This is a genomic window from Aquimarina mytili, assembly GCF_016735115.1.
Lineage (GTDB): Bacteria > Bacteroidota > Bacteroidia > Flavobacteriales > Flavobacteriaceae > Aquimarina > Aquimarina mytili.
Genome location: NZ_JAERQJ010000001.1, coordinates 42,890 through 67,182, shown reverse-complemented (window position 1 = coordinate 67,182; position 24,293 = coordinate 42,890). Strand labels below are relative to the sequence as shown.

29 protein-coding genes are annotated in these 24,293 nt (G+C 33.1%); 7 read left to right on the top strand and 22 right to left on the bottom strand.

What is annotated here, in order from left to right:
- Window positions 1-80 precede the first annotated feature (80 nt).
- The 6 genes from arfB to JJQ60_RS00290 are packed head-to-tail and all read right to left on the bottom strand — an operon-like array spanning window position 81 to window position 4,133.
- Complete coding sequence (arfB, locus tag JJQ60_RS00315; RefSeq protein ID WP_201915941.1) at window positions 81-482, bottom strand: alternative ribosome rescue aminoacyl-tRNA hydrolase ArfB; 402 nt, start codon at window positions 480-482, stop codon at window positions 81-83.
- Window positions 479-2,044 carry a DUF4301 family protein gene (locus JJQ60_RS00310; protein WP_201915939.1) on the bottom strand — a complete coding sequence of 522 codons (1,566 nt, stop codon included), beginning with the start codon at window positions 2,042-2,044 and terminating at the stop codon, window positions 479-481. Before JJQ60_RS00310 ends, arfB begins: the two co-directional genes overlap by 4 nt.
- Window positions 2,028-2,612, bottom strand: coding sequence for an AAA family ATPase (locus JJQ60_RS00305; RefSeq protein WP_201915937.1), 585 nt, complete (start codon window positions 2,610-2,612; stop codon window positions 2,028-2,030). Before JJQ60_RS00305 ends, JJQ60_RS00310 begins: the two co-directional genes overlap by 17 nt.
- Complete coding sequence (pnuC, locus tag JJQ60_RS00300; protein WP_201915936.1) at window positions 2,573-3,205, bottom strand: nicotinamide riboside transporter PnuC; 633 nt, start codon at window positions 3,203-3,205, stop codon at window positions 2,573-2,575. The genes JJQ60_RS00305 and pnuC overlap by 40 nt, the downstream gene beginning before the upstream one ends.
- Window positions 3,189-3,449 carry a thiamine-binding protein gene (locus tag JJQ60_RS00295; protein WP_201915935.1) on the bottom strand — a complete coding sequence of 87 codons (261 nt, stop codon included), beginning with the start codon at window positions 3,447-3,449 and terminating at the stop codon, window positions 3,189-3,191. Before JJQ60_RS00295 ends, pnuC begins: the two co-directional genes overlap by 17 nt.
- A 48-nt stretch (window positions 3,450-3,497) precedes the next feature.
- A complete protein-coding gene (locus JJQ60_RS00290) occupies window positions 3,498-4,133 on the bottom strand; it encodes a 4'-phosphopantetheinyl transferase family protein (RefSeq protein ID WP_201915934.1) in 636 nt (211 codons plus the stop codon).
- 134 nt (window positions 4,134-4,267) lie between these two features.
- On the opposite strand from JJQ60_RS00290, the gene ahcY reads away from it, so the two are divergent.
- On the top strand, window positions 4,268-5,584 hold the full coding sequence (ahcY, locus tag JJQ60_RS00285) for an adenosylhomocysteinase (protein WP_201915933.1): 1,317 nt from the start codon (window positions 4,268-4,270) through the stop codon (window positions 5,582-5,584).
- A 72-nt stretch (window positions 5,585-5,656) separates the two neighbouring features.
- Here the strand turns inward: ahcY and JJQ60_RS00280 are convergent, their stop codons facing one another.
- Window positions 5,657-5,995 (bottom strand): hypothetical protein, encoded by a 339-nt coding sequence (locus JJQ60_RS00280; protein ID WP_201915932.1) that lies wholly within the window; start codon window positions 5,993-5,995, stop codon window positions 5,657-5,659.
- A 64-nt stretch (window positions 5,996-6,059) separates the two neighbouring features.
- Between JJQ60_RS00280 and JJQ60_RS00275 the strand changes: the two genes are divergently transcribed.
- The gene (locus JJQ60_RS00275) at window positions 6,060-6,668 is read left to right on the top strand and encodes a hypothetical protein (protein ID WP_201915931.1); all 609 of its coding nucleotides are present in this window, start codon (window positions 6,060-6,062) and stop codon (window positions 6,666-6,668) included.
- A 74-nt stretch (window positions 6,669-6,742) separates the two neighbouring features.
- On the opposite strand, the gene JJQ60_RS00270 is transcribed toward JJQ60_RS00275, so the two are convergent.
- The 9 genes from JJQ60_RS00270 to mutY form a co-directional block, all read right to left on the bottom strand.
- A complete protein-coding gene (locus JJQ60_RS00270; protein ID WP_201915929.1) occupies window positions 6,743-7,324 on the bottom strand; it encodes a DUF3332 domain-containing protein in 582 nt (193 codons plus the stop codon).
- A gap of 166 nt (window positions 7,325-7,490) precedes the next feature.
- Entirely contained in the window at window positions 7,491-7,751 is a 261-nt protein-coding gene (gene rpmA / locus JJQ60_RS00265) for a 50S ribosomal protein L27 (RefSeq protein ID WP_073318462.1), read from the bottom strand.
- Between the two features lie 49 nt (window positions 7,752-7,800).
- Window positions 7,801-8,358: a 50S ribosomal protein L21 gene (gene rplU / locus JJQ60_RS00260; protein ID WP_201915927.1), complete on the bottom strand. Its 558-nt coding sequence runs from the start codon at window positions 8,356-8,358 to the stop codon at window positions 7,801-7,803.
- Between the two features lie 97 nt (window positions 8,359-8,455).
- Window positions 8,456-8,929: a DUF4199 domain-containing protein gene (locus JJQ60_RS00255; protein WP_201915925.1), complete on the bottom strand. Its 474-nt coding sequence runs from the start codon at window positions 8,927-8,929 to the stop codon at window positions 8,456-8,458.
- 98 nt (window positions 8,930-9,027) lie between these two features.
- On the bottom strand, window positions 9,028-9,903 hold the full coding sequence (locus tag JJQ60_RS00250; RefSeq protein ID WP_201915923.1) for a DMT family transporter: 876 nt from the start codon (window positions 9,901-9,903) through the stop codon (window positions 9,028-9,030).
- Between the two features lie 74 nt (window positions 9,904-9,977).
- Window positions 9,978-10,550, bottom strand: coding sequence for a gliding motility lipoprotein GldD (gldD, locus tag JJQ60_RS00245; RefSeq protein WP_201915922.1), 573 nt, complete (start codon window positions 10,548-10,550; stop codon window positions 9,978-9,980).
- Window positions 10,531-11,862: a gliding motility-associated protein GldE gene (locus JJQ60_RS00240; RefSeq protein WP_201915921.1), complete on the bottom strand. Its 1,332-nt coding sequence runs from the start codon at window positions 11,860-11,862 to the stop codon at window positions 10,531-10,533. The genes gldD and JJQ60_RS00240 overlap by 20 nt, the downstream gene beginning before the upstream one ends.
- Before the next feature lie 24 nt (window positions 11,863-11,886).
- Window positions 11,887-12,345: a single-stranded DNA-binding protein gene (locus tag JJQ60_RS00235; RefSeq protein ID WP_201915920.1), complete on the bottom strand. Its 459-nt coding sequence runs from the start codon at window positions 12,343-12,345 to the stop codon at window positions 11,887-11,889.
- A 108-nt stretch (window positions 12,346-12,453) separates the two neighbouring features.
- Complete coding sequence (gene mutY, locus JJQ60_RS00230; RefSeq protein WP_201915919.1) at window positions 12,454-13,509, bottom strand: A/G-specific adenine glycosylase; 1,056 nt, start codon at window positions 13,507-13,509, stop codon at window positions 12,454-12,456.
- A 130-nt stretch (window positions 13,510-13,639) separates the two neighbouring features.
- On the opposite strand from mutY, the gene JJQ60_RS00225 reads away from it, so the two are divergent.
- The 3 genes from JJQ60_RS00225 to JJQ60_RS00215 all read left to right on the top strand — a co-directional run bounded on the left by JJQ60_RS00225 (window position 13,640) and on the right by JJQ60_RS00215 (window position 16,644).
- A complete protein-coding gene (locus JJQ60_RS00225; protein ID WP_130285404.1) occupies window positions 13,640-13,930 on the top strand; it encodes an HU family DNA-binding protein in 291 nt (96 codons plus the stop codon).
- A 294-nt stretch (window positions 13,931-14,224) separates the two neighbouring features.
- Window positions 14,225-15,763, top strand: a complete 1,539-nt coding sequence (locus JJQ60_RS00220) for an Rne/Rng family ribonuclease (RefSeq protein WP_201915918.1) — start codon at window positions 14,225-14,227, stop codon at window positions 15,761-15,763.
- Window positions 15,764-16,161: 398 nt separating this feature from the next.
- Complete coding sequence (locus JJQ60_RS00215; protein WP_201915917.1) at window positions 16,162-16,644, top strand: regulatory protein RecX; 483 nt, start codon at window positions 16,162-16,164, stop codon at window positions 16,642-16,644.
- On the opposite strand, the gene JJQ60_RS00210 is transcribed toward JJQ60_RS00215, so the two are convergent.
- From JJQ60_RS00210 to JJQ60_RS00200, 3 genes are all read right to left on the bottom strand, one after another.
- Window positions 16,641-17,510 carry a cupin-like domain-containing protein gene (locus tag JJQ60_RS00210; RefSeq protein ID WP_201915915.1) on the bottom strand — a complete coding sequence of 290 codons (870 nt, stop codon included), beginning with the start codon at window positions 17,508-17,510 and terminating at the stop codon, window positions 16,641-16,643. The genes JJQ60_RS00215 and JJQ60_RS00210 overlap by 4 nt on opposite strands.
- Before the next feature lie 54 nt (window positions 17,511-17,564).
- Window positions 17,565-18,668, bottom strand: coding sequence for a biotin synthase BioB (gene bioB, locus JJQ60_RS00205; RefSeq protein ID WP_201915913.1), 1,104 nt, complete (start codon window positions 18,666-18,668; stop codon window positions 17,565-17,567).
- Between the two features lie 111 nt (window positions 18,669-18,779).
- A complete protein-coding gene (locus JJQ60_RS00200; protein ID WP_201915911.1) occupies window positions 18,780-19,943 on the bottom strand; it encodes a beta-ketoacyl synthase N-terminal-like domain-containing protein in 1,164 nt (387 codons plus the stop codon).
- Window positions 19,944-20,077: 134 nt separating this feature from the next.
- Here JJQ60_RS00200 and JJQ60_RS00195 point away from each other — a divergent pair, with 134 nt between their 5' ends.
- Window positions 20,078-20,512 carry a cytochrome c oxidase assembly factor Coa1 family protein gene (locus tag JJQ60_RS00195; RefSeq protein ID WP_201915909.1) on the top strand — a complete coding sequence of 145 codons (435 nt, stop codon included), beginning with the start codon at window positions 20,078-20,080 and terminating at the stop codon, window positions 20,510-20,512.
- A 2-nt stretch (window positions 20,513-20,514) separates the two neighbouring features.
- Here JJQ60_RS00195 and bioA read toward each other — a convergent pair whose 3' ends face one another.
- From bioA to JJQ60_RS00180, 3 genes are all read right to left on the bottom strand, one after another.
- Window positions 20,515-21,780 carry an adenosylmethionine--8-amino-7-oxononanoate transaminase gene (gene bioA, locus JJQ60_RS00190; RefSeq protein ID WP_201915908.1) on the bottom strand — a complete coding sequence of 422 codons (1,266 nt, stop codon included), beginning with the start codon at window positions 21,778-21,780 and terminating at the stop codon, window positions 20,515-20,517.
- 83 nt (window positions 21,781-21,863) lie between these two features.
- Window positions 21,864-22,481 (bottom strand): dethiobiotin synthase, encoded by a 618-nt coding sequence (gene bioD / locus JJQ60_RS00185; protein ID WP_201915907.1) that lies wholly within the window; start codon window positions 22,479-22,481, stop codon window positions 21,864-21,866.
- Between the two features lie 22 nt (window positions 22,482-22,503).
- Window positions 22,504-23,670 carry an aminotransferase class I/II-fold pyridoxal phosphate-dependent enzyme gene (locus JJQ60_RS00180; RefSeq protein WP_201915906.1) on the bottom strand — a complete coding sequence of 389 codons (1,167 nt, stop codon included), beginning with the start codon at window positions 23,668-23,670 and terminating at the stop codon, window positions 22,504-22,506.
- Window positions 23,671-23,748: 78 nt separating this feature from the next.
- Here JJQ60_RS00180 and JJQ60_RS00175 point away from each other — a divergent pair, with 78 nt between their 5' ends.
- Entirely contained in the window at window positions 23,749-24,291 is a 543-nt protein-coding gene (locus JJQ60_RS00175; RefSeq protein ID WP_201915905.1) for a GNAT family N-acetyltransferase, read from the top strand.
- Window positions 24,292-24,293 lie beyond the last annotated feature (2 nt).

Here is a 24,293-nt window from a genome sequence, read left to right as displayed (position 1 = left end):
CAATAAAACGGAATCAAAAAACCGTGGAATACCCACAAAACTGTGGAAATATTACACACTTTTCTATGGAGAAATCAGTTTTAGAGTGGTGGTTTTCTGCGATTTGCCTTTTTTATGGACTGCTTTTGTTTGTTCTCTAATCTTTTTTTAATTGCAATCTTAGAGGGTTTGGTTAGCTTTCTTTTTTTGGGTATATGCAGATTAGCTTTTAAGATATTTAAAAACCTTTTAATGATCAATTCCTTATTTTTATGTTGGCTTCTACTATCGCCACATTGCAGCAAAAGCGTTCCTGTTTTTGTAAGTCTCGAAGATAGTTTTCGAGCAAGAATTGCTTTTTCATCTTCTGTGAGTCCTTTAGAACTTGTAATATCAAAACTAAGTTCAACCTTGGATGATACTTTATTGACATGTTGCCCCCCAGATCCAGAGCTTCTAATAGCTTTAAATTTTAACTCATTAATGATGACAGAAGTGTTCACGAAAAAAGCTTTACCTGATGGGCTGACTTCAACAAATCATTAACCGTCTTTACTGGGTTAAAAGTGGTTAAAGGAACTTCTACAAAAACACTAATCCAATTTGCCATAGCTCCATTCCATAAACCGGGTAGTTCAAGAGCCTTTAGAATTTTACCATTCATGGTTTTTTGCGTTATAAACCCTGCTTCAGGATCAACAAATTCTAATAAATTAAATTTGTTACCATGATAATCGCGCACTCCACAAATTAAATCTACCGGATTAAAATGTGTTGCGCTCTCCAAAATTTCCTGTTGTCTACGATCTCTTTTATTTATTTGTGGAGTCTCTATGATTTGAAGCACCAACCTTCCATTTTCTCGTTTTATCCAAAACGGCCCGCCGCCCGGTTCTCCTTCATTAATAACCATACCACAAACACGAATTGGCCGATTTAAAGATGCTCTCAAAAATTGCAGTGTATATTTATCAGAAAATTTATCAAAATCCAAAGGTAATCTTACATTTAGTTGTTGTACCAAGAATTTCTTAATATCCTTAAGTTCAGCATCGGTTGGTTTTTTTTCATCAAGTGCGTTTAATATTCTAAACACCTCATCTTGTATCTCTATTAATTTGCCTGCTAATACTTTTTTATAGCCAGAAACCTCATCTTGATATTTACGAACCACAACATTATCTATATTTTTTATATATATGATATCGGCATCCAAGTCATCAAGGTTTTCAATTAAAGCACCATGACCTCCTGGTCTAAATACCAGCGAACCATCTTCTTTTCTAAAAGGCTCGTTATCTTTAGTAACTGCTATAGTATCTGTTTCAGGTTTTTGAAAAGAATACGTAATTGTGAAATTAGTGTTAGTTTTTTCTTCTACTTTTTTCTTAATTCTTTCAAACTCTCCTTTAAAGCCTTTTAAATGCTCTTTAGAGATTGTAAAATGTAATTCAGACTCTCCTTTATCATTAGTATTATACCCAGCAGCTTCATAAAGGTGCTCTTCAAATGATGTGGCAATACTATTGGTATATTTATGAAAAGGAAGCAACCCTTTAGGAAACCCTCCATAATTTAGCCCTTTTTCTTTTAGCATCATTTCAACAAAAATATATAGCTGTCTACCTTCTGATAAGGATTCAAATTTAGGGTACGCTTTCTTTACTTTTTCCATTACGATGTTATAGAATGGAAATTTTTCTAATCCAATTAAAAAAAGACGAATTGCATTTGCTTTTTCATGGTTCGTATAAGAATTTAGGCTTTCTTTTTCGCAATCATAATTATCCAAAAACTTAAATAAATCTTTAAACATGCGTGTTGCCGCTCCTGATGCTGGAACAAACTTTATTGTTTCAAGATCGGATAATCTAGAATCGTACAATTTGGCTAATTCTGTTTGATAGTGTTCAGAAAACTTGAGAATACCGTTATCCAGAGTAGCTGCACTTCTCAAAGCAACAAAAGGAATTTCATTTTTAAAGGTTTCTATTTGAGATAGAACTTTATCAACTGTTAACCCTTTGGATTTAATTAATTTAATGTCTTTATCTGTTATGTTCACTTTTTCGTTTTATTATTAATTGATCAATAATTGTAACTGCTTGTTTTAAACGCGATACTTTATCTCCTTTTATAACCGCATAAGGAAGTTTATATTTTTCAAGCGATTCTTTAAATCGCGAAAACATTTTTTCTCTTTCTTCGGGTTTATCTCTTAGATCATCAGGGATCCAAGGAGTATCAATATAAGTTAAAAGATACAAATCATAATGATTTTCTAATGAAAATTTATTTAATTCTTCTGGCACCGATTCATTATAATATACTTCTGAATACACTTTCAGTTCTAGTAAATTAGTATCACTAAACAACAATTTATTAGCTTTAAGGGTCATTTCATTTTCTAATTTCATCTGACCTTTAGCTATAGGAAGTAAATCTTCATAAGTACAAGTTTCTTTACTCTGATCCCATTTTTTTTGAAGATATTCACGCATGTATTCGGGTACCCATTGTGTATTATAATGCTCGGCCAATTGCTTAGACAAGGTGGTTTTTCCAGTAGATTCTGGACCAAACAATACTACTTTTATGCAGTTACTAGGTTGTTGTTTAAGCTTTTCTTCCATGCTAGATATCCAAAAATTGCCATAATTGTAAAAATCATGTATTGAAAACTAGAAAATGTAAATCCCTTATAAAAATATAACGGTACTGAGATAATATCGCCTAATATCCAAAAAATCCAATTTTCTATTTTTCTTCGTGCCATTAGCCACATTCCAACAAAAAATATTGCTGTAGTTAATGTATCCACATAAGCAGTCCAATCATTCCACTTATCAAATGCTATATAAACCACGTATACAAAAATAAGAGTCCCGATAAAGATTAAAACTTGCACCAGTTTTTCTATTGAGGTCGTTCTAGAAATTGGAGTTACATGAGTTTCATCAATCTTACGCGTCCAAATGTACCATCCATATATACTCATAATAAAGTAATATGCATTAATCATCATATCTCCTAATAGTGACCATTTCAAAAGTAAATACACATAAATTGCCGTACTAATGATCCCTGTTGGATATACCCAAATTCTATTCAACCAAGCAAAATAGACGCTGGCTATTCCAAAAAAAACAGCAGTAATTTCTAATGAAATATCAAGCGTTGAATATTCGGCATACTGCCCGAAGAAAAAATCAAAAATTTGGGTCATAATCACTTCTATTGCTTTTTACAATTTTCATATGTACCAAAACATGCTCCATATCATTAAATGCTTTTTTAATTTCTTCGGTTAAAAAAGGCATTAATTTATCATAATCTCCATAAACCTGGGTACTTAATGGATTTTCTAAAATTGTAAATTTTGAAGCTCTTAATTTCTTTATAAATCGAATAATATGTTCTTCAAAATCATCCTGAAGCGGGGTAAGAGTGAGTTCTACGGATATTTGCATGAAAGTATAATTACATTTTCTATTTTTAGAATTACTAAGGTAAAGATATTAGATCGAAGGTAAAGCATATACACAGGTAAAACCTTCAAACTCCATATAAGTTAAATCGTAATGCGTAATTTCTTGATTATAGTTTATCACTCCAAAAAGAAACGGATGATCCATTGTAAAGGCAGGAATATAGATATGTTGCTCAAAGCTTAATCCTGCAGTCGCATAAAGTTTATATAAGGATTCTTTTGCTCCCCAAATTATAGTCAAGGCTCTTGTTTTATCAAGTTTCTGATCTTCTAAATATGTTTCTTCTCCTGTATTGATAAACTTATGTGCAATTTTACGAATCTTTTCTCGCTGCTTTTCTATATCTATACCAACGGGTCGGTCGCTTATTATTATTGTCGCAAATATAAAAGAATGAGAAATTGAAATCTGTTTACCATCTTTAAGATGAGGCTTTCCAGCTTCGTCATAATATAAATCATGATCTGTATACCCTTGTATTGCCAAAAGATGCCTTACACTCATAAAACCTCTACGATGTATGTCAGATTTCATATTGGATACTCTATCCTTACAATGTGAAGTTAAATCTATGTCTTTACAAAGATCCTCGTAAGACTCTTCTATCTTCCAAATCAATATGTTAGTACCCTGGTCTACTGTTATTATTTTGTAAAGAGGCATTTAAATTCTTAAAGTTATTACGTATCTTTGCAAACTGAAAATTGGGAGATTATTACTCTTTTTTTCTGAAAACGAATTTAGAACAATTTAGTGCGAAATACTAGAATGCACTTCATAAACATAAAATAAATCCTATGAGTACCAAAACAGTACCTTACGTTCCTTACAAGGTGAAAGACATTTCATTAGCTGCCTGGGGAAGAAAAGAAATCGAATTAGCTGAAGCTGAAATGCCTGGATTAATGTCTCTTAGAGAAGAGTACAAAGATGAGCAACCTCTAAAAGGTGCACGTATTGCTGGTTGTTTGCATATGACCATCCAAACTGCAGTACTAATTGAAACATTACAAGCCTTAGGTGCAGAAGTTACATGGAGCTCATGTAATATATTCTCTACTCAAGACCAAGCAGCTGCTGCCATAGCTGATGCTGGTATCCCAGTATACGCCTGGAAAGGAATGAATGAGGAAGAATTTGACTGGTGCATAGAACAAACGTTATTCTTTGGAGAAGATCGCAAACCATTAAACATGATCTTAGATGATGGTGGAGATTTAACCAATATGGTATTAGACAAATATCCTGAGTTGGTTGATGGTATCAAAGGATTATCTGAAGAAACAACAACTGGTGTTCATCGTTTATATGAAAGAATGAAGAATGGAACACTACCGATGCCAGCCATTAACGTAAACGATTCTGTTACTAAATCAAAGTTTGACAATAAGTACGGATGTAAAGAAAGTGCGGTTGACGCAATAAGAAGAGCTACAGATTTGATGCTTGCAGGTAAAAGAGTTGTTGTTTGTGGATATGGTGATGTTGGTAAAGGTACCGCAGCATCATTTAGAGGAGCAGGATCTATAGTAACTGTAACCGAAATTGATCCTATTTGTGCTTTGCAAGCAGCAATGGATGGTTTTGAAGTAAAGAGATTAGAAACTGTTATAGGTAATGCCGATGTAGTAATCACTACTACTGGTAACAAAGACATTGTACAAGCGCAACATTTTGAAGCATTAAAAGACAAAGCAATTGTATGCAACATTGGGCATTTTGACAATGAAATTGATATGGCTTGGTTAAATAAAAACCATGGTCATACCAAAGACACTATCAAGCCTCAAGTAGACAAATACAACATCAATGGAAATGATGTTATCATTCTTGCAGAAGGACGTTTGGTAAACCTTGGTTGTGCAACTGGGCATCCAAGCTTTGTAATGAGTAACTCATTTACAAACCAAACATTAGCCCAGATCGAACTTTGGAAAAATTCTGAAAGCTACAAAAATGAAGTATACATGTTACCCAAACATCTTGATGAAAAGGTAGCAAAATTACACCTGGCTAAAATTGGTGTTGAATTAACAGAATTACGTAGTGATCAAGCCGAATATATTGGCGTTACTGTTGAGGGTCCATTTAAACCTGAACATTACCGATACTAAGAAACATCTTATTTCTTTTTGAAAATAGACATAACCCTCACTTTTTAGTGGGGGTTACATTTTTGAATAGATTTATTTTTTCTTTCTAAAAATATAACTCATCCATACCGGATCATTCTCTTCAGAAACTACCGATTGCCTATCTACAAATTCCCAATTTGCTGTATTCATAAAATTTAATAAATCTGATGTGTTTTCTAATTTTTCTATTTGTTTGATAGTGATTTGCTTTCCTTCCAAAGATTGTTGCTCTTCAACCTTTATTCGCTTTACTTTACCGCTATTGTTTACTTTTTGTATTACAATAACCTCCAGGTAATCATATGTAGGTATATCCTGAGAAATTGATTCAAATGTAATAAACAACAAAAAGACAGTGCACCATAAGGCAGTAATCATTGAAGTTTTCATGGTTTTTATTTAATTTATAAGTTTGGTATAGTAAATTTAGACAATTAGATTAATTCAATTTAAAATGAAATTAGTTTTTGCCTTACCATCTTTATTTATCTTTTTCTGTAGTTATAGTCAAAGTAACGAAGACGCCCTAAAAGATATAAGACAGAAATACAATACCATTACAGAATTGCATGAACAAGACAGTCTTGAAGAAATATCTTTAATAAGTAATTGTAATGATAATGAACAAATCAATGCATCAATATCTTTTTATTATCATAGTAAAGAATTGGTATACATAGCATATAGTTTCAGTGAAGGACATAGCAATTATAACACTCATTATTATGTTTGGAATAATCACCTAATATTCCATTTTTCGGAATATGCCTCATGGACATGGGATTACGAATGCACACCTGCAGACCAAGGATTTACCAATGAAATATGGACATATGAAGAAAAACGTATTTATTTTGATGATAGAACTGCCATAAAATGCCTAGTCAAGAGATATGAAGATAAATCAATAGACCATCCCAACAATCTATCTGATACCACAAAAAACGAAGAAATAGATTGCTCTCAGGATCTAACAAAAGAGATTATAGGATCATATCATAAACTATTAAGTCTTAAAGACGAAAACAACCCAGACATTTGCAATATCATCGGTAAGCATTAGTATATTTCTCTCATAAACAAAGAAAAGTCCTTCTTAGTTAAAAGAAAGACTTATTCTTATATAGTATAACATATTTAGTTTGCCTCTGCTAACAAGCAGTTTTCATAATGCGCTACTTTATTTTGAATCAATGCTAAACCTTCACTTCTTGATGCCATTGGATCAATTTTAACTTTTTCTCCATTAGGCAAATGCATTACATAAAAGCCATCTTCAAAAGAAGATAATTTAATCACTTCTCCATTCGGTTTTATTGCACTCCATGATTTTTGAGAAGGACTATACACTAAATCTAATTTATCACCTTTTCTTTTGCCATCGATTATTTTAATCTGTAATCTGTTTTTGGTAGCGATCATTTCAAAAGTACTACCATCTTTCTCAACAATTTGTGTTTCGATATCTCCCTCATTCATCGCTAAAGGATTAGAACCACTCCAAAATTCTATAACATTAAAAATAATGACGTCTCCAACGAAAAACAACCCATAAACTGGTATGATATTAAATACCCAAAAAATAAGGTTGTCTAAAAACTTGCTACTGGTAAGACCATCATTCCAATCTCTTAATCCATTAAATGCAGAAAAAGATCCCAGGCAACTAGAAAATAAGACTGATGCCGATAATAAAATACATGCTGTTAGTTTTTTCATAATTATAAATTTTAAGATTCTTATAAATTTATAATTACTTTTCTTAAATTTTTAACTTTTATAATTTAATTAAGAAGAAAAAAGTGTTTGTTTCGAACACAAAATAAAAAAAGCCCTTTTCAAAATATTGAAAAGGGCCTGTATATATTACAAAGGAAAGATCCTGTTATGCTTCAAACGGAACTATTGAAACATAGGACTTATTATCTTTCTTTTTAGTAAACTTTACGATACCATCCACTTTAGCGTGTAGGGTATGGTCTTTACCAGCGTATACATTCTCACCTGGTTTGTGTGCTGTACCTCTTTGTCTTACAATGATGTTACCAGCCACGGCAGCTTGTCCACCAAATATCTTAACACCTAAGCGTTTCGATTCTGATTCTCTACCGTTTTTCGAACTACCAACTCCTTTTTTATGAGCCATTTTCTTTCGGTTTTATATTGTTAATACTTACAGGGATTCCTGCCGTTTTTTATTTTCCTTGTAAAGCTTCAATTAATTCTGCTTTCTTCATAGAAGAAATACCAGAAATACCTTTAGCCTTTGCCATTTCTTTCAATTCAGCTACTGTTTTAGTACTTAAATCTTCAGCTTGTGCTTTTGGTTCTGCTTTTTTAGCTTTAGTTTCTGCCTTTTTTGGAGCAGCCGCTTTTGCTTCTTTTTCTACTTTTGGCTCAGCTTTTTTAGCTGCTGCCTTTGGAGTTGATTTTTTAGCTCCAGAAGTTACAATGCTTTCAATTACAATTTCTGTAAGAGATTGACGATGACCATTTTTAACACGGTATCCTTTACGTCTCTTTTTCTTGAAAACAATAACTTTATCACCTTTTAGGTGTCTCGTGATTTTTGCTCCTACTTGAGCTCCATCTATAGCTGGGGCGCCTAAAGTAACTTTATCTCCATCTGCTGCAAGAAGAACTTTATCGAAAGAAACTTTATCTCCTTCTTCTCCTGCTAAACGATGTACAAATACTTTTTGGTCTTTTGCAACTTTAAATTGCTGCCCTGCTATCTCTACAATTGCGTACATAGCGTAACGTTTAATTAATTATTTTATATAAAGAACACTCCTATTTTCTCAATAGGCGGGTGCAAATATACTGCTAATTAATTAAATGACAAACATTTTAGGCCTCTACAGGAGACGAATTGTGATTTTTTTTGGGATTCCAGCTTTCTTTAAATAATTGCATGAAGGATAACGTAAGCACAAAAGTGGTTGCAAACCCCATTATTGCGGCAATGAAAACAACAATCCCGACACCTACATGATAATGCGAGCTCCAATTCGCTAGCATTTCTGGCAGAAAATTGGTATTAATATTAGTTACGTATATAGCGAAGAAAATTGTAAAGATTAAAGTCGCATTAAAGCCAGTAAACAAACCTGCCATAAAACCTTTTTGATAATCAAAATCACTTCCTTTTTCTTTTTTATAATTTTTCATTGCGGTATATAATCCAAACGCAACAATAATACCATTACCAAGACTAAAAATAGGGTTAGTTTGTACACCAATAAGTGAAAGAATTAAAAAATAAGCGATTAGGCCAATAGCTATTAAGACTCCATATTTAACAGGGATAGTAGACTTTTTCATAATTTCACTCTTTAAGATTCTTACTTAAAAGTATGAAAATTAAGAGTTTTTTAACCTTAAAGGGTTGTTAATTTATTGTTTAACAGCCTTTTGACTTCTTACCGGTTTTTATTCGTTAGATATACTCCAAAAATAATAACCATAGACGCTAACAGCTGGTACAATGAAAATTTTTCTCCATCCCACAGTCCCCAAATAAGTGCTATTATCGGCATTGTATAGGTAACAGAACTTGCAAATACAGGAGTACTTATTTGCACAAGTTTGTTAAACATTATCTTAGCGATTCCTGTACCTACAACTGCTAATAGTGCCATATACATAATACTGGTGTGTACAGTCTCGTCTGAAATTAAACGTTCAGTAAAAAAATCAGAAAAATATAACACAATTAACGCCGGAAGTATTAAAACAATAAAATTACCATTGGCAATTGCCATAGGCGAAATGTGCTGCAAATACCGTTTAATGATATTTACATTAATCCCATAACCAAAGGTTGCGATAATGACTAAAAAAGCATAGCTATAGTTTTGGTCAGGATTAATGATAGAACCTTCCCAAATTAGTCCCACACTCCCAATTAGACCGACAATAACTCCAATAAGCTGATTTTTGTTAAAACGGATAGAGAACAGTACAATTCCTAAAACAAAAGTAATCAGGGGAGTCATAGAGTTTAATATCGATGTAATTCCACTATCAATTTCTGTTTCGGCAAAAGCAAACAAAAACGCTGGAATAAACGTTCCCACAAAAGCAGAGATCGCTATCCATTTCCACTCATTCCCCTGGATGGTTTTTATACTTCTAAACCCAATAGAAAACAAAAACAGAGCAGCAAATACTGTTCGCAAAGCTCCCAATTGCATTGGTGTAAGACCCGTAAGTGACTTTTTAATAAGGATAAAAGAACTCCCCCAAACTAATGATAGTATTATGAGGTATATCCATTTTAATTTTGTGTTTTGCATTTCCCTTTAGTAAACTGCAAATGTGATAAAATTACTAGTGTGTAAAACAATTTTAGAAGAAAATTAACTAAATACTAATCTTTCCATTGAAGTGTTTCTATAAGATGTTTTATATCATTACGTAAGTAATTAGCAGCTGGCAGTATAGAATCATAGTTAGGTTTCACTTCAAAATATACCGAGCCCACCAGAAAATGATCTACACTATCAGTAACATAAAACTGAGATGGAGAGGCCGCATCTCCAGATACTTTATAAATCATCCCGTACACTTCTTTCTCAGAATTGACATATTCTTCTGGCTTTATACCATCTGCCTTGATAAAATGCTCCTGAGTAAGATTTTGAGCATCTCTCAATAGCGAATCCAAGTTATTATTTATTCTATAATACGAAAGATACAAGGTTGCTTTCATATCATTATATTTCAGATTATACCAACACGCCCTGTTTCTTCTAGCTTTTTTAAGCTCCGAGAGCTCATTTTTTTCAAAAATATAAGGACATGGCAATCCTATTTCTTTATATTCTGGTTTAGGGTAGCTTAATCTGAGCATTCCTTCCGGCTTAGGAAGAACCTCCCCTTTACATGAAAATAATAAAGGCGTACCAATTAATAAAAGGAGCTTAAATATTCTTTTTTTCATTAATAGTTAATTTCACTTGCTTTATGCGTTTGCTATCTAACGATTCTACCTTGAATAAATAATTGTCTAATGTAATCTTTTCTCCTCGCTTTGGAAAACTTCCGGAAATCTCAAGCAACAGCCCTGCGATTGTTTCTGCTTCTCCTTTATTATCTTCAAAAATACTATTGTCTTCAATTTTTAAGACTTTATAAAAGTCTTTTAGTGCAGTCCTACCTTCAAAAACATAATTATTATCATCTAATTTTGAAAATATAAGATCTTCATCATCAAACTCGTCACTAATATCACCTACAATTTCTTCTATAATATCTTCCAAAGAAATTAAACCACTTGTTCCGCCATACTCATCTACCACAATGGCTAAGTGATTCTTTTTATTTTTGAAATCGTTCAACAGGTCATCCAGCTTTTTATTTTCAGGAACAAAATAGGGGTCTCGCAACAAGGATAACCAATCAAAGTCTTTTTCGTTTATATACGGTAATAAATCTTTAACATAAAGAATGCCGATTACCTTATCAATACTTTCTTCATACACCGGAATTCTGGAATATCCATTGGTTATAATCTCTGGAAGAATTTCTTTATATGGTGCTTCGTTATTTAGTGCAAAGATATCGATACGTGGTCGCATGACTTGTTTTGTATCTGTGTTACCAAAAGATACAATTCCTTCAAGGATTTTCTTCTCTTCTACGGTCGTATCCTGATCTGATGTTAACTCTAACGCCTGCGATAATTGATCAACACTTAGGTTTGATTTTTGTTTTCCTAATCGATCATGAATTCGCATAGTAATTCTTCGCATTGGCATACTAATTGGCGTAATTAACCAATCCAATACTCCCAAAGGTTTTGCCATAAACTTAGCAAATTTTACCTTATTTCTGCTTGCATAAATTTTGGGTAAAATCTCACCAAAAAGCAAGATCAAAAATGCTGCAACACCTACTTCTACCACAAATCTTACATTAATCCAACCGAGCCAAACATAATCTAAGTCTTTAAAATATACTTCGCCTAAGGCATCAAAAAGTAAAACGACAGCAATATTGATAAAGTTATTGGCAACTAATATTGTGGCTAATAATTTTTTAGGATTATTTAATAGTTTAGAAACGATTCTAAGGTTCTTTGAGGTATTTTCTTCATCTTTTAGATCCGTTGGAGTTAAAGAGAATAATGCTACTTCACTACCAGATATTAGTGCAGAAAAAATGAGCAAAACGACAAGCAAAACCAAATTAATGGTTTGCATGATATCAAATGCTAATAATAAAATCAATAAAGGTTCAGGATCAGGGTCCAAATTATATTGGTTTAGTTAAACATATCAGAACGGAAGATCATCTTCTTCAGTATCTGGTGATGCCAGAGCAACCGGCTGTGGATCAGCCACAGGTACACTTGTCTGCGGTTTCTGTTGAGCTATAGGTCCAGAAGATTGGCTCTCATTCTTAGGTGTGAGAAAAGTAAAATCTGTACATTGAATTTCAGTGCTATACCTATCTTTGCCCTGCTCATCTTGCCATTTTCTGGTTTTAAGACGACCTTCAATATAAATTTTATCACCTTTGTTAAGGTATTTTTCACAAATCTCCGCTGCCTTATTTCGAACCACAATATTATGCCACTCTGTAGTAGTTACTCTCTCATTTGTACTCTTATTGACATAAGAATCATTAGTTGCCAGTGGAAACCTACCGATACACCCACCGCCTTCAAACCAATGCATTTTTACCTCATCTCCCGTGTGCCCTATTAGCATTACTTTATTTAGTGTTCCAGACATATTAATTATAATTTTAAGCTGCAAAGAAATAACAAACTAAAGATAATAACGCTATACACCTCATCTTATTTCTTAACAACTTTGTTTTATAAATGTAATAAAAAAGCATCATACCTTAAAAAACTCCTCTATAAAATTACCTAACAAAATAGGAACCGGATAGGTGTGAGTTTCAGCAAAATCAATAATCTTTTGCTCTTTTGTAAGTGCAGGAAGTTTGTTCACATTTACAATATAAAACCTGGTATACAGATGTTGATGAGATAACTTATGAACTATTGGCTCTTCACGATATTGTGTTATTTTATATTCATGACCATTTATCATTTTTTGAAAAAAAGCATTAGACATAATAGAATCTCTATCATTTTCTTCGACCTCTATTAACGGAAACTCATAGAGTCCTTTCCAAATCCCATTTCCTTTCCTTTGCTGCAGTATTGTTTGTTTTCCATTTATTGAATATACCAAATAATTGAAATATCGTTTTTTAATCTTTTGTTTTTTAAGTTTTACCGGCAATGTATCTATCCATCCATTTTTTAACCCCTCGCAACTATCGTTTAAGGGGCACACAATACAATATGGACTCTTAGGTTTGCACTGTAAAGCTCCAAACTCCATAATTGCTTGATTGTAGTTAGCAGGTTCATCATGATCCATTAATTCTATAGCCAGCTCTTTAAACTCACGCACTCCCGCTGTAGTATTAATAGGAGTTTTAATTCCGAAAAATCGAGAAAGCACACGGTACACATTTCCATCTACAACAGGAACTGGTTCATCATAACATATAGATGCTATTGCGCTTGCCGTATAATCTCCAACCCCTTTGAGTGCCAATAAATCTTTATAATTAGAAGGAAAAACACCCTGTAACTCATTGGCCACATATTTTGCTGTTATATGAAGGTTTCTAGCCCTAGAATAATACCCTAACCCTTGCCATAACTTCAAAACATCATCTTCATTTGCATTGGCTAAATCAAAAACTGTAGGAAAAGTGTCAATAAATGACAAATAATAGGGTAATCCTTGCGCCACTCTAGTCTGCTGAAGTATAATTTCACTAAGCCAAATGTGATAAGGATTTTTAGTTTCTCTCCATGGCATTGTTCTTTTATTTTGTAAATACCACGAAATGAGTTTTTTAGAAAATTTCATAACAAAATTATAAGTTTTGTAAAATTAAATGTTTAAAGATGATAATTTAATCTTAAGTATTGATATTTTGGATTTTAAATTCTTATATTTGCCCCCTTGAAAATTTAAAAACCCCTAAATAGGAATAATAATGACTAAAGCAGATATTGTAGCAAGAATTTCAGAAAAGCTAGGAATTGAAAAAGGAGATGTTCAAGCAACTGTTGAAACATTTATGGAAGAAGTAAAAAACTCTCTAGAAAGTGGAGATAATGTATACCTAAGAGGATTTGGTAGCTTTATCATCAAAACCAGAGCAGAAAAAACTGGCCGTAACATTTCTAAAAATACGACTATAAAGATTCCTGCACACAATATACCAGCATTTAAACCTGCAAAAGTATTTGTAGAAGGTGTAAAGACAAACGTAGAAGTAAAATAATATAATAACAATAAATAAAATAATTACACTATGCCAAGTGGTAAAAAACGTAAAAGACACAAGGTAGCTACGCACAAGCGTAAAAAGAGAAGAAGAGCCAACCGCCACAAGAAAAAGTAGTTTTCTAACTACTTTTTCTGTTTAAAAAGTTAAGTTCTTTGAAATCGAAATGTAGCTTTATATACTACCTAATATAAAAGCTTATTTCAATGGAATTACATAAATTCCTGTGAAAAAATTTGTATAATCCATCTGTCTCGATGAATTTTCGAGGTGGATAAAAATCGTAACAGAGTGAACAAAGAATTGATCATTAGATCTGGTTCCTCTACAGATTTTGCCTTATTAAAAGATGGAAAACTAATTGAATTACATAAGGAAGAAGACGATAGTAATTTTTCGGTAGGTGATATTTTTATCGCCAAAATCAGAAAATCTGTCCCGGGTCTAAACGCCGCATTTGTTAATGTTGGTTATGAAAAAGATGCATTTTTGCATTATCACGATCTCGGTCCTCAAGTATCTTCATTACTTAAATTCATTAAACGTGTAAGCACAGGTAAATTAAAAAATTATTCTCTTAAGGATTTTCCTTTTGAGGACGATATTGATAAACACGGTACAATTACCAATGTGTTAAAATCAAATCAATCACTACTTGTACAGATAGTGAAGGAACCAATATCTACCAAAGGCCCTCGAATTAGCTCAGAGCTATCGATTGCTGGAAGATATATTGTTTTAGTTCCCTTTTCAAACCGAATTTCTATTTCTCAAAAAATAGAATCTTCTGAAGAAAAAGAACGTTTAAAACGACTTGTAAAAAGTATAAAACCCAAAGGTTTCGGAATTATAGTACGTACTGTAGCAGAAGGCAAAAAAGTAGCAGAACTAGACAAAGATTTGCAAAATCTGATCGGAAGATGGCAAAGTATGTGCAAAAAAATGTACAAAGCGCATCATCCGTCAAAAGTACTAGGAGAAATGAATAGAGCATCCTCTATACTTAGAGATGTTTTTAATGACTCCTTTACTTCAATCGTCGTTGATGACGAAGATTTGTGCAGTAGAATTAAAGAGTATCTGCAAGAAATTGCACCCAAAAAAGAATCAATTGTAAAACTTCATAATCCTAAAGTACCAATTTTCGAAAAATATGGTATCGAAAGGCAAATCAAAACGAGTTTTGGCAAGACGGTATCTATGAGTAAGGGCGCTTATTTAGTTATTGAGCATACAGAAGCTATGCATGTAATTGATGTAAATAGCGGTAACCGATCTAACAAAGCCAAAAACCAAGAAGATACAGCACTGGAAGTAAATTTAATCAGTGCATCTGAAGTTGCCCGCCAACTGCGTCTAAGAGATATGGGAGGTATTATTGTAGTCGATTTTATAGACATGAATAATGCAGATAACCGTAGAACACTCTTCAACCATTTGAAAGAAGAGATGAAAGATGACAGGGCGAAACATAAAATATTACCGCCAAGTAAATTTGGCTTGATTCAAATCACGCGACAACGCGTGCGACCAGAAATGAACATCAAAACCCGCGAGGAAGATCCAAACGGAATAAATGGCGAAGTTGAGGCGCCTATAGTTTTGGTAGAAAAAATTAAAGTCGAATTAGAAAAATTAATTAAAAAAGATCATAAAAAGATAACACTAAGTGCACATCCTTTTATAGCAGCTTTTTTAACAAAAGGATTTCCATCCACCCGATCCAAATGGTTTTTTGATCATAAACGATGGGTTAAGATTGTACCTAGAGACGCTTACACGTATTTAGAATATCATTTTCACGATAAAAATGGTGAATTGATAAAATAAGATAAAACCCGGTTTCTATCAAGAAACCGGGTTTTTTTGTTCTTACTAATCAATACTCTATTAAACTTATTATAAAAAAAGTGAAAAAAAATTTCCAGTCTCTAAAAATGAAACTGGCATGCCTTATCCTTGCATTATAAATGATCAAATTCATTTAGAAATAATTTGTTATATGTAGCAAAATCTAATATTTGATTGAAAACCTAGGGGTAGGCTCAATTGAAATTAAGATGTAATACTACAAATAATGACATCCATCAATTTGATGAGTTGAGTTTTTAGATTCCTCTGCCTTAGTGCAGAGGAATTTCATAATATAAGCATACACCATAGAAACACAACTAAGACTGACATAAAACATCTATACCACAAAAAAGGTTCCTATATTTGTGCTTCATATGCATACATCACCCAAACAATCTATAACCTTTACCGAAGCCATTAAGAAAATGGAACGATATTGCGCCTACCAAGAAAGATGTCATAAGGATATACAGGATAAACTTAGCACTATGAGGCTAATTCCTGAAGCTAGAGAAAAAATTATCTTACATCTTTTAGAACATAATTTTCTTAATGAAGAACGCTTCGCAAAAAGTTATGCTCGAGGAAAATTTAGTATTAAGAAATGGGGTAAAAAACGTATTATTAGAGAGTTAAAATATAGAGGCATCTCTGAATACAATCTAAAAACTGCATTAAAAGAAATCTCAGAAAAAGACTATTTACACACTTTTCATGAGCTTGCAGAGAAAAAATACAGCACACTTAAAGAAACCGATAAAAACAAAAAGCGAAAAAAATTAGTCGATTATCTTTTATACAGAGGCTGGGAAACAAATTTGGTGTATGAAAAAGTGAATGAATTGATCCCTTTCTAATCGTAACCATTCATTTTATTGGTTTTTGAGATAGCTCTTGAATTCTTATACTCTATCCATTTTTGTCCTCTTACTTTACGCATAAAATTATCCAAATATCTCATAATAAAAACGTTGTACGTTGCCTCAGTAAAATTACCCATATTTTTAGCTACAGATCGTATACTCATCGAAAAACCGGGAGTTAAATAAGTCATCTGATGCCAATACCCTTCAGGCATATATAATGTTTCTCCGTGTTTTAAATTTGCAATATATCCTTTGGCTTTCTTTAATGCAGGCCATTTTTCAAAATCTGGATTTGTATAATCTATTTCTTGGTGAGACATCAATGAATGTGGTATTTTGTATAAGTATTTTGTCTCTGAGGGCGGAAATAAAATACAGCGCTTTTCACCATGAAAATGAAAATGAAGAATATTAGCTAAATCTATATCATAGTGCATAAATACCTTTGCTCCACTACCTCCAAAAAATAAAAAGGGCAATTTTTTCATGAACTTTAATCCTAGGTCAGGATAACTAAAATCATTCTGAAGCTCTGGTACTTCTTTAAGTAAATTATACAAGAAGATACGATAATTAGTGGGTTTTTTATTGAGCAAATCGATATAATCTCCCATTTTCATACTTGTATGAGGCTCATTAAATTTTCGCTCTGATGCTACAGGCCTGTTATCATATAAGGGCACAGTTCTTTCTCCTGCTAATTGTTTAAGGTAACATAAATTCCATTTTTGATAGGCCGGCCAGTCCTCGATCAAGTGTTCAATTACGACTGGTTTTTGCGATGCAACATATGTACCCAGAAAATCTTCCCTAGTAATTGTTCCAACTCTTTGTATTTGCTCTAAATTTAATTCCATAGACTATGAAAATAAGTTTAAAACCCTACATTATAAAAGACACCCGTTACATTTTTATTTATCAGCAATGATCCCTTTAGCTTTTTGCTTTGCAGTTTCGTTTCTGTCGATAGTGTGATCAGGCCTAGACCATTTTGGTTTTTCTCCAAGAGGTTCAAACTTTGAATCTTTAGCTTCAATAGTTTCTGGTTGAGCCTTTTTTACAAATGGTTTTTGAGGATTGAGACCCAACATCTTAAACATCTCCATATCTTCATTTACATCGGGATTAGGAGTCGTAAGCAATTTATCACCAGCAAAAATAGAATTTGCTCCTGCAAAGAAGCACATTGCTTGTCCCTCTCTACTCATTTCTGTTCTTCCTGCCGAAAGTCGAACCTGAGTCTTTGGCATTATAATTCTGGTCGTTGCCACCATTCTTATCATCTCCCAAATAGCAACCGGTTTTTCATCTTCCATTGGCGTACCTTCTACAGCTACTAAAGCATTAATAGGGACTGATTCGGGCTGAGGGTTTAGTTTCGACAATGCTACTAGCATTCCTGCACGATCTTCAACATTTTCTCCCATACCAATAATACCACCGCTACAAACTGTTACATTTGTTTTACGTACATTATCAATCGTTTGTAAACGATCTTCATATCCTCGAGTAGAAATTACTTCTTTATAATATTCTTCAGAAGTATCCAGGTTATGATTATAAGCATATAATCCAGCTTCAGCAAGACGTTGTGCTTGATTTTCTGTAATCATTCCTAGAGTACAACACACTTCCATATCGAGCTTATTGATAGTACGAACCATTTCAAGAACATTATCAAACTCCTGACCATCTTTAACATTACGCCATGCAGCTCCCATACACACTCGTGAACTACCTGATGCCTTTGCACGAAGTGCCTGAGCTTTTACTTGTTGCACACTCATAAGGTCATTTGCTTCGATATCTGTATGATAACGTGCCGCTTGAGGACAGTATCCACAATCTTCTGGACAACCTCCTGTTTTTATTGATAATAGGGTAGAGACCTGTACTGTGTTAGGATCATGATGCTCTCTATGAATACTTGCAGCTTCATAAAGCAAATCCATTAAGGGCTTGTTATAGATATCTAAAATCTCTTCTTTCGTCCAATCGTGTCTAATAACGCTCATAAAATAAGGTATGTGAATCCTCAAAAGTAATTGTTTCCTTTCAAAAAACACAAATTACAAAGATCAAATTCACTTGTTTTAAGTTATAATTTATAGTTAATGGTGTTAATTCTACCTATTAGATTCTAGCAAAATACTAACTGCATTTCCGCCAAAGCCAACAGCATTTATTATAATTTTATTCATTTTTTCAGGAACAGCTTTGTTCTCTATAAAAGGAACGGGTATGAATTCTTGATGCTTCAACATAAGAATTCCTAATTCTAGGCTTAATATTCCACTAGCGCCAAATGTATGGCCTATTTTCCATTTATTGGTTGTTAAGGCGGGAATAGTGTTACCAAAAACAGCTTTTATTGCATTATATTCTGCCAAATCACCTTTTACTGTTCCTGGAGCATGCATGACTATAGCATCTATTTCATCTACCGAATTTTCTCCTAATGCCATTTTCATAGATCTTTGAAAGCAGTCTGCTTCTGAAGAAATCGATATATTGTGTTTTAAGGGTTCTGTAGCATACCCAATTCCTTTTATCAAAGCTAATGCATTTTCTTTATATCCTTTTTCTAAACAAGCTACAGCAGCTCCTTCACCCAGAAACATAGAGTTTCTTTTTTTCTCTAAATTCATTGCTTGACAAGGATATTTTGATGTGACATCTGAAGCATAAATTTTCAATGCTTTCATTTGAGCAATCGTAAACGCTGTTAGTGGTGCTTCGCTGCCGCCTACCAAAAACTTATCTGCCAACCCCGATTGTAACCAAGCCACGCCATTAAGCATCGCATGCAATGCTGTTGAACAAGTAATCGAATGACTAATCACCGGTCCATTAGTTTGTAAATCATGAGCAATCCAGGATGAAATATTACCTAATGTGGTCGTAGGCGAACTTAAAGTAGCTGATTTTCCATTTTCAAGAAATTCTTTATGATATTTTTCAAAAAGTCCTGTTGCACCTCTTGAAGAGCCTATATTAATACCAAAATCAAGATCACCTCGCCATTGAGCATTTTTAATGGCCTCACGAGCAACGTAAACCCCAAAAAGCACAGAATTATCTAATGATTCAAAGTGATGACTTTCATTTCTTAAATCATCAATTACTGCTTGCACCTCTTTACTAAGGCTTGCTATAGGGGTAGATTCTTCTTTAAAATCTTTAAAAGAAATGCAATGAGCCTGATCTTTATATCTTTTCCATATCTCTTCGGGAGAAATACCCAATGAAGAAATGGAAGAAATCCCAGTTATTGATATTGTTTGCTGCAATTTTTAAGTTTTGGCAAATGTATGAGTTTGTTCAATAAATTTTATATTTTTTGCAATACTTTAAACTATAATGTTAGTAACAAAAACTAAATTTTGGATACTTATCTTTAAAACAAATTATATTAGCACTCACTATGAATGATCATATAGAACATAAAAGTTGGTTTAGTAGAAATTGGGGTTGGGCAGTTCCTGTAGGAGGATGTCTTACTTTGATTATATTATTTTTTGTTTTTCTGGGCTCATTGATATTTGGAGTAAGCGAATTAATAACAGAATCTGTTCCTTACCAAGATGCTATAACCATGGTTAATGAAGATGATTATGTAGTTGATATATTAGGAGAACCCATAGAAACTAATGGTATTATGAATGGTAATTTATCGTACAAAAATAATGTCGGATCTGCTGATATTTCAATCCCTATAAAAGGCCCAAAAGGAGAAGCACAATTATATGTTGTTGGCACCAAGCAAAATGATGAGTGGACATATACAGAAATGTATGTTATTATCTCTGAAACCGATGAGCAGATTGACCTGTTAGGGTATGAACAGGATTTCCAATAGCTCTATATAGTTTCTAACAAATCGATAATCGTATTATAAATAACATCTAGTTGTTTCATGGAAATCACATACGGCGCAAGAATATAAATAGTATTCCCTAATGGTCTTAAAAAGACACCTTGTTTCATAAAGTGATTAAAAATCTCATATCGTTTCTTTCCATATCGGTCCATTTCTATGTTTAAATCCAGGGCATATATGACTCCTTGTTGTCGAGTAACTTTGACTTTAGGATGATTTTTGATTTTATCGTTAAACTGTGTATGTGATTTAATTATCCTCTGAATATTATCTTGAATTTCTTTAGAATGTAACAACTCTATCCCTGCTATTGCTACAGCACATGCAATTGGATTAGCAGAGTAGGTATGGGCATGAAAAAAAGCTTTTCCAACGGAATCATCTAAAAATGCATCATAAATTTCTTTTGTACAACTTGTCACTGCCATGGGTACAAACCCCGCAGTAAGTGCTTTAGACATAGAAATAATATCAGGTTTTGTTTCTATATGATCAGATGCAAAGTTTTTACCAGTTTTACCAAAACCAGTCATCACTTCATCTGCAATAGTTATAATTGCATGTTCTTTACAAATTCTTAGGATTAGATCAAGATGTTTCGCCTCAAACATATGCATTGCATTTGCACCTTGAACCAAGGGTTCATAAATAAATGCAGCTACTTTATGAGTTTCTATAATCGAATGCAATGCTTCCAGAACACTTTCTATGTTTTTTTTATTTGGCGTAGGAATACGTTTTACATCAATGAAAAAATCTTCGAAAGGCCCATTATATACTGATAACCCAGAAGCAGACATTGCTCCAAAAGTATCACCGTGAAACCCATCTTCAAATGCAATAATTGTATTTCGTTTCTCACCTTTATTAAAGTGGTATTGCAATGCCATTTTGATACCGACTTCATTGGCTGTGGATCCATTATCTGAGAAAAATATTTTCTCTTGATTATTAGGCAAAATCTTAATTAGCTCTTCTGATAATCGAATTGCTGGTTCATGTGTAAATCCAGAAAATACAATCTGATCCAATTGGCACATTTGCTGTTTTACCTTATCAAGAATATAATCATTACAATGACCATACATTGCTGTGTACCAAGAAGCGATACCATCAATATACTCTTTTTGGTCCTCGCCATACAAAACTGCTCCTTTAGCTTTTATAATAGGCAATGCCTCGGGATGAATCTTATGTTGAGTTAAGGGGTGCCAAAGATGCTTTTTATCTCTTTCTTTTAAAGTCATAATTATTTTGATCCACAAACGTGGAAATTTTAGTACAGTTAATATTGTAGCAAATGGACTCTGGTATAGATTTGAATCACAAATTAAAATGATTCTAACCTGTCTTTGAACAAAGTTGAATATTCTTGAATAACTATAGTATCAAAATAAGGTTCATCATCAATACGCCCTATAATTTCTACACCCGTCATTTTTTTGATAATATCTTCCGTTGTTTTGTGTTCATTTCCATTAAAAATAATCGCAGGATTATATCCTTTGTTTTTTAATATTTCTATGGTCATTAATGTGTGATTTATGCTTCCTAAATAATGCCTAGATACAACAATCACTTTATATTCTGGTGTGATCAAATCTAAAATAGTCTCATTGTCATTTAAAGGCACTAATAATCCACCTGCACCTTCTACAACTAAATTATGTTTTGTTTTCGGAAGAATAATCTTACTCGTCTCGATAGTTATTTCATCAATCTCTGCCGCCGCATGAGGACTCATTGGAGTATTTAACGCATAGCTATTATCATGAAATTTAGATTTCGAATTAGACACCAGTTGTTTTACTTTATCGGTATCTGAAAACTCTAAATCCCCAGCCTGTACAGGTTTAAAATAATCTGCCTGCAATGCCTCAACCACAATTGCCGAGGCTATTGTTTTTCCAACATCGGTTCCTATTCCTGTAATGAATATTTTTTTCATAAACTTCTTATCACCTCTTTTTTTAGTCTAAAACAAAGGTAGCTAACAACCCTAATACTTTGCTAATTTCTTCTTTAGAATTAAAGCTATGTAGGCAAAAACGCAATCGTTCTTTTCCTTCAGGAACCGTAGGAGATAAAATGGGTTTTACGTCAAATCCGTTTTCCTGAATTTTTAAAGCCACATGTTTTACATGTTCATTTCCAGAAACAATACAACAATGTATTGCCGAGTTGCTTTCTATAAATTTTGATTCCAGATTTTTGATTTTGAGTGTGTGATTAAAAAAACGAATGTTGTCTTTAAGTTTTTCAATTTCTGAAGTACTCTGTAAAGCTGAATAAGCTACCCGAACTGTAGCTAACGAATGCGGTGGTAATCCTGTTGTATAGATAAAACTCCGCGCAAAATTAACCAGATAGTTTTTTAAATCTTCCGACCCTAAAACTACCGCTCCATGGCATCCCAGTGCTTTCCCAAAAGTATTGATTCTTGCAAAAATTCTTTCTTCTAATCTTAATTCTTGAAGTAAACCAACACCTTTCTCACCAAAAACCCCAGTTGCATGGGCCTCATCTATAATTAAACGGCATTTATAGCCTTCGCAAACCTCAACAAAACCTTTTAAATCTGGAGAATCGCCATCCATGGAGAAAACAGATTCTGTTATTACATATACTTCGACATGCTCAGTATGACCGTTTCTTTTCTCAGGTTTAGCGTTCCGAAGTTTTTTTTGCAAATCTTGTAAATCATTATGAGCAAATTTATAAGCTTTTGCGTTGCTCATTTGAATACCATCTCGAATTGAAGCATGGATTAATTCGTCATACAGAATGATATCGCCTTTTTGTGGAACTGAAGAAAAAAATCCCACATTAGCATCATATCCAGAATTGAAAATCAAAGCTGTTTCTGCATTATGAATATCAGCCAACATTGTCTCAACATCATTATATAGGCCATGATTCCCAGACAACAACCGAGAACCTGTCGCTCCATTTTGATGTATTTTTTTTTCTTTTAAGAGCTGATGAGTTTGATCAAAAATATCTTTATCAACGGCAAAACCTAAATAATCATTAGATGAAAAATCAATCAAAGTGCTTCGCGAAGGAAGTTTACGCAAAGCATTATTATCCTTTCTTTGGTTTAGTTTTTTTTGAAGTTTATCGGGAAATGTTTTCAATCCTTTAGCTTTGGTTATCTTTACAAAGATAGGCAATGCATTAACTTTATCTACTCTTATTAAAGCATCTATATTAGAATGAAAAAGATTGACTATACTATAGCTACTACTTTAAAAGAATTAGAACAAATAATTCAACTTCAGAAAAACAATTTATCCTCTTCGATTTCTAAAAACGAAAAACAGAAAGAAGGTTTTGTAACTGTGCAACATGATTTGGAAATTTTGAAAAAAATGAATGATAAGCAGCCTCATATTATTGCAAAACATGGTAACGCTGTTACGGGATACGCCTTATGTATGGTAAAAGATTTCAAGAACGAAATAGAAGTTTTAAAACCCATGTTTACCAAAATAGACACGCAAATAAATCCTAAAAAATCATATGTTGTAATGGGTCAAATATGTATTGATAAAGAATATCGAAAACAAGGAATCTTTAGAGGGTTATACTATAAAATGCGAGATGAATTGAAATTGAAATATGACCTGCTCATTACCGAAGTTGCCGCAAATAATAATCGATCATTGCAAGCACACTATGCCGTAGGGTTTAAGGATTTGCTAGTATATGATGCTGACAAGGTAACTTGGCATATTGTCAAGTGGGATTGGAAGTAACC

Coding starts and splice junctions, on each gene's coding strand:
- JJQ60_RS00305 (WP_201915937.1), bottom strand. CDS start 2,612: ATGGAAGAAAAGCTTAAACAACAACCTAGTAACTGCATAAAAGTAGTA.
- pnuC (WP_201915936.1), bottom strand. CDS start 3,205: ATGACCCAAATTTTTGATTTTTTCTTCGGGCAGTATGCCGAATATTCA.
- JJQ60_RS00295 (WP_201915935.1), bottom strand. CDS start 3,449: ATGCAAATATCCGTAGAACTCACTCTTACCCCGCTTCAGGATGATTTT.
- JJQ60_RS00290 (WP_201915934.1), bottom strand. CDS start 4,133: ATGCCTCTTTACAAAATAATAACAGTAGACCAGGGTACTAACATATTG.
- ahcY (WP_201915933.1), top strand. CDS start 4,268: ATGAGTACCAAAACAGTACCTTACGTTCCTTACAAGGTGAAAGACATT.
- JJQ60_RS00280 (WP_201915932.1), bottom strand. CDS start 5,995: ATGAAAACTTCAATGATTACTGCCTTATGGTGCACTGTCTTTTTGTTG.
- JJQ60_RS00275 (WP_201915931.1), top strand. CDS start 6,060: ATGAAATTAGTTTTTGCCTTACCATCTTTATTTATCTTTTTCTGTAGT.
- JJQ60_RS00270 (WP_201915929.1), bottom strand. CDS start 7,324: ATGAAAAAACTAACAGCATGTATTTTATTATCGGCATCAGTCTTATTT.
- rpmA (WP_073318462.1), bottom strand. CDS start 7,751: ATGGCTCATAAAAAAGGAGTTGGTAGTTCGAAAAACGGTAGAGAATCA.
- rplU (WP_201915927.1), bottom strand. CDS start 8,358: ATGTACGCAATTGTAGAGATAGCAGGGCAGCAATTTAAAGTTGCAAAA.
- JJQ60_RS00255 (WP_201915925.1), bottom strand. CDS start 8,929: ATGAAAAAGTCTACTATCCCTGTTAAATATGGAGTCTTAATAGCTATT.
- JJQ60_RS00250 (WP_201915923.1), bottom strand. CDS start 9,903: ATGCAAAACACAAAATTAAAATGGATATACCTCATAATACTATCATTA.
- gldD (WP_201915922.1), bottom strand. CDS start 10,550: ATGAAAAAAAGAATATTTAAGCTCCTTTTATTAATTGGTACGCCTTTA.
- JJQ60_RS00235 (WP_201915920.1), bottom strand. CDS start 12,345: ATGTCTGGAACACTAAATAAAGTAATGCTAATAGGGCACACGGGAGAT.
- mutY (WP_201915919.1), bottom strand. CDS start 13,509: ATGAAATTTTCTAAAAAACTCATTTCGTGGTATTTACAAAATAAAAGA.
- JJQ60_RS00225 (WP_130285404.1), top strand. CDS start 13,640: ATGACTAAAGCAGATATTGTAGCAAGAATTTCAGAAAAGCTAGGAATT.
- JJQ60_RS00215 (WP_201915917.1), top strand. CDS start 16,162: ATGCATACATCACCCAAACAATCTATAACCTTTACCGAAGCCATTAAG.
- JJQ60_RS00210 (WP_201915915.1), bottom strand. CDS start 17,510: ATGGAATTAAATTTAGAGCAAATACAAAGAGTTGGAACAATTACTAGG.
- bioB (WP_201915913.1), bottom strand. CDS start 18,668: ATGAGCGTTATTAGACACGATTGGACGAAAGAAGAGATTTTAGATATC.
- JJQ60_RS00195 (WP_201915909.1), top strand. CDS start 20,078: ATGAATGATCATATAGAACATAAAAGTTGGTTTAGTAGAAATTGGGGT.
- bioA (WP_201915908.1), bottom strand. CDS start 21,780: ATGACTTTAAAAGAAAGAGATAAAAAGCATCTTTGGCACCCCTTAACT.
- bioD (WP_201915907.1), bottom strand. CDS start 22,481: ATGAAAAAAATATTCATTACAGGAATAGGAACCGATGTTGGAAAAACA.
- JJQ60_RS00175 (WP_201915905.1), top strand. CDS start 23,749: ATGAAAAAGATTGACTATACTATAGCTACTACTTTAAAAGAATTAGAA.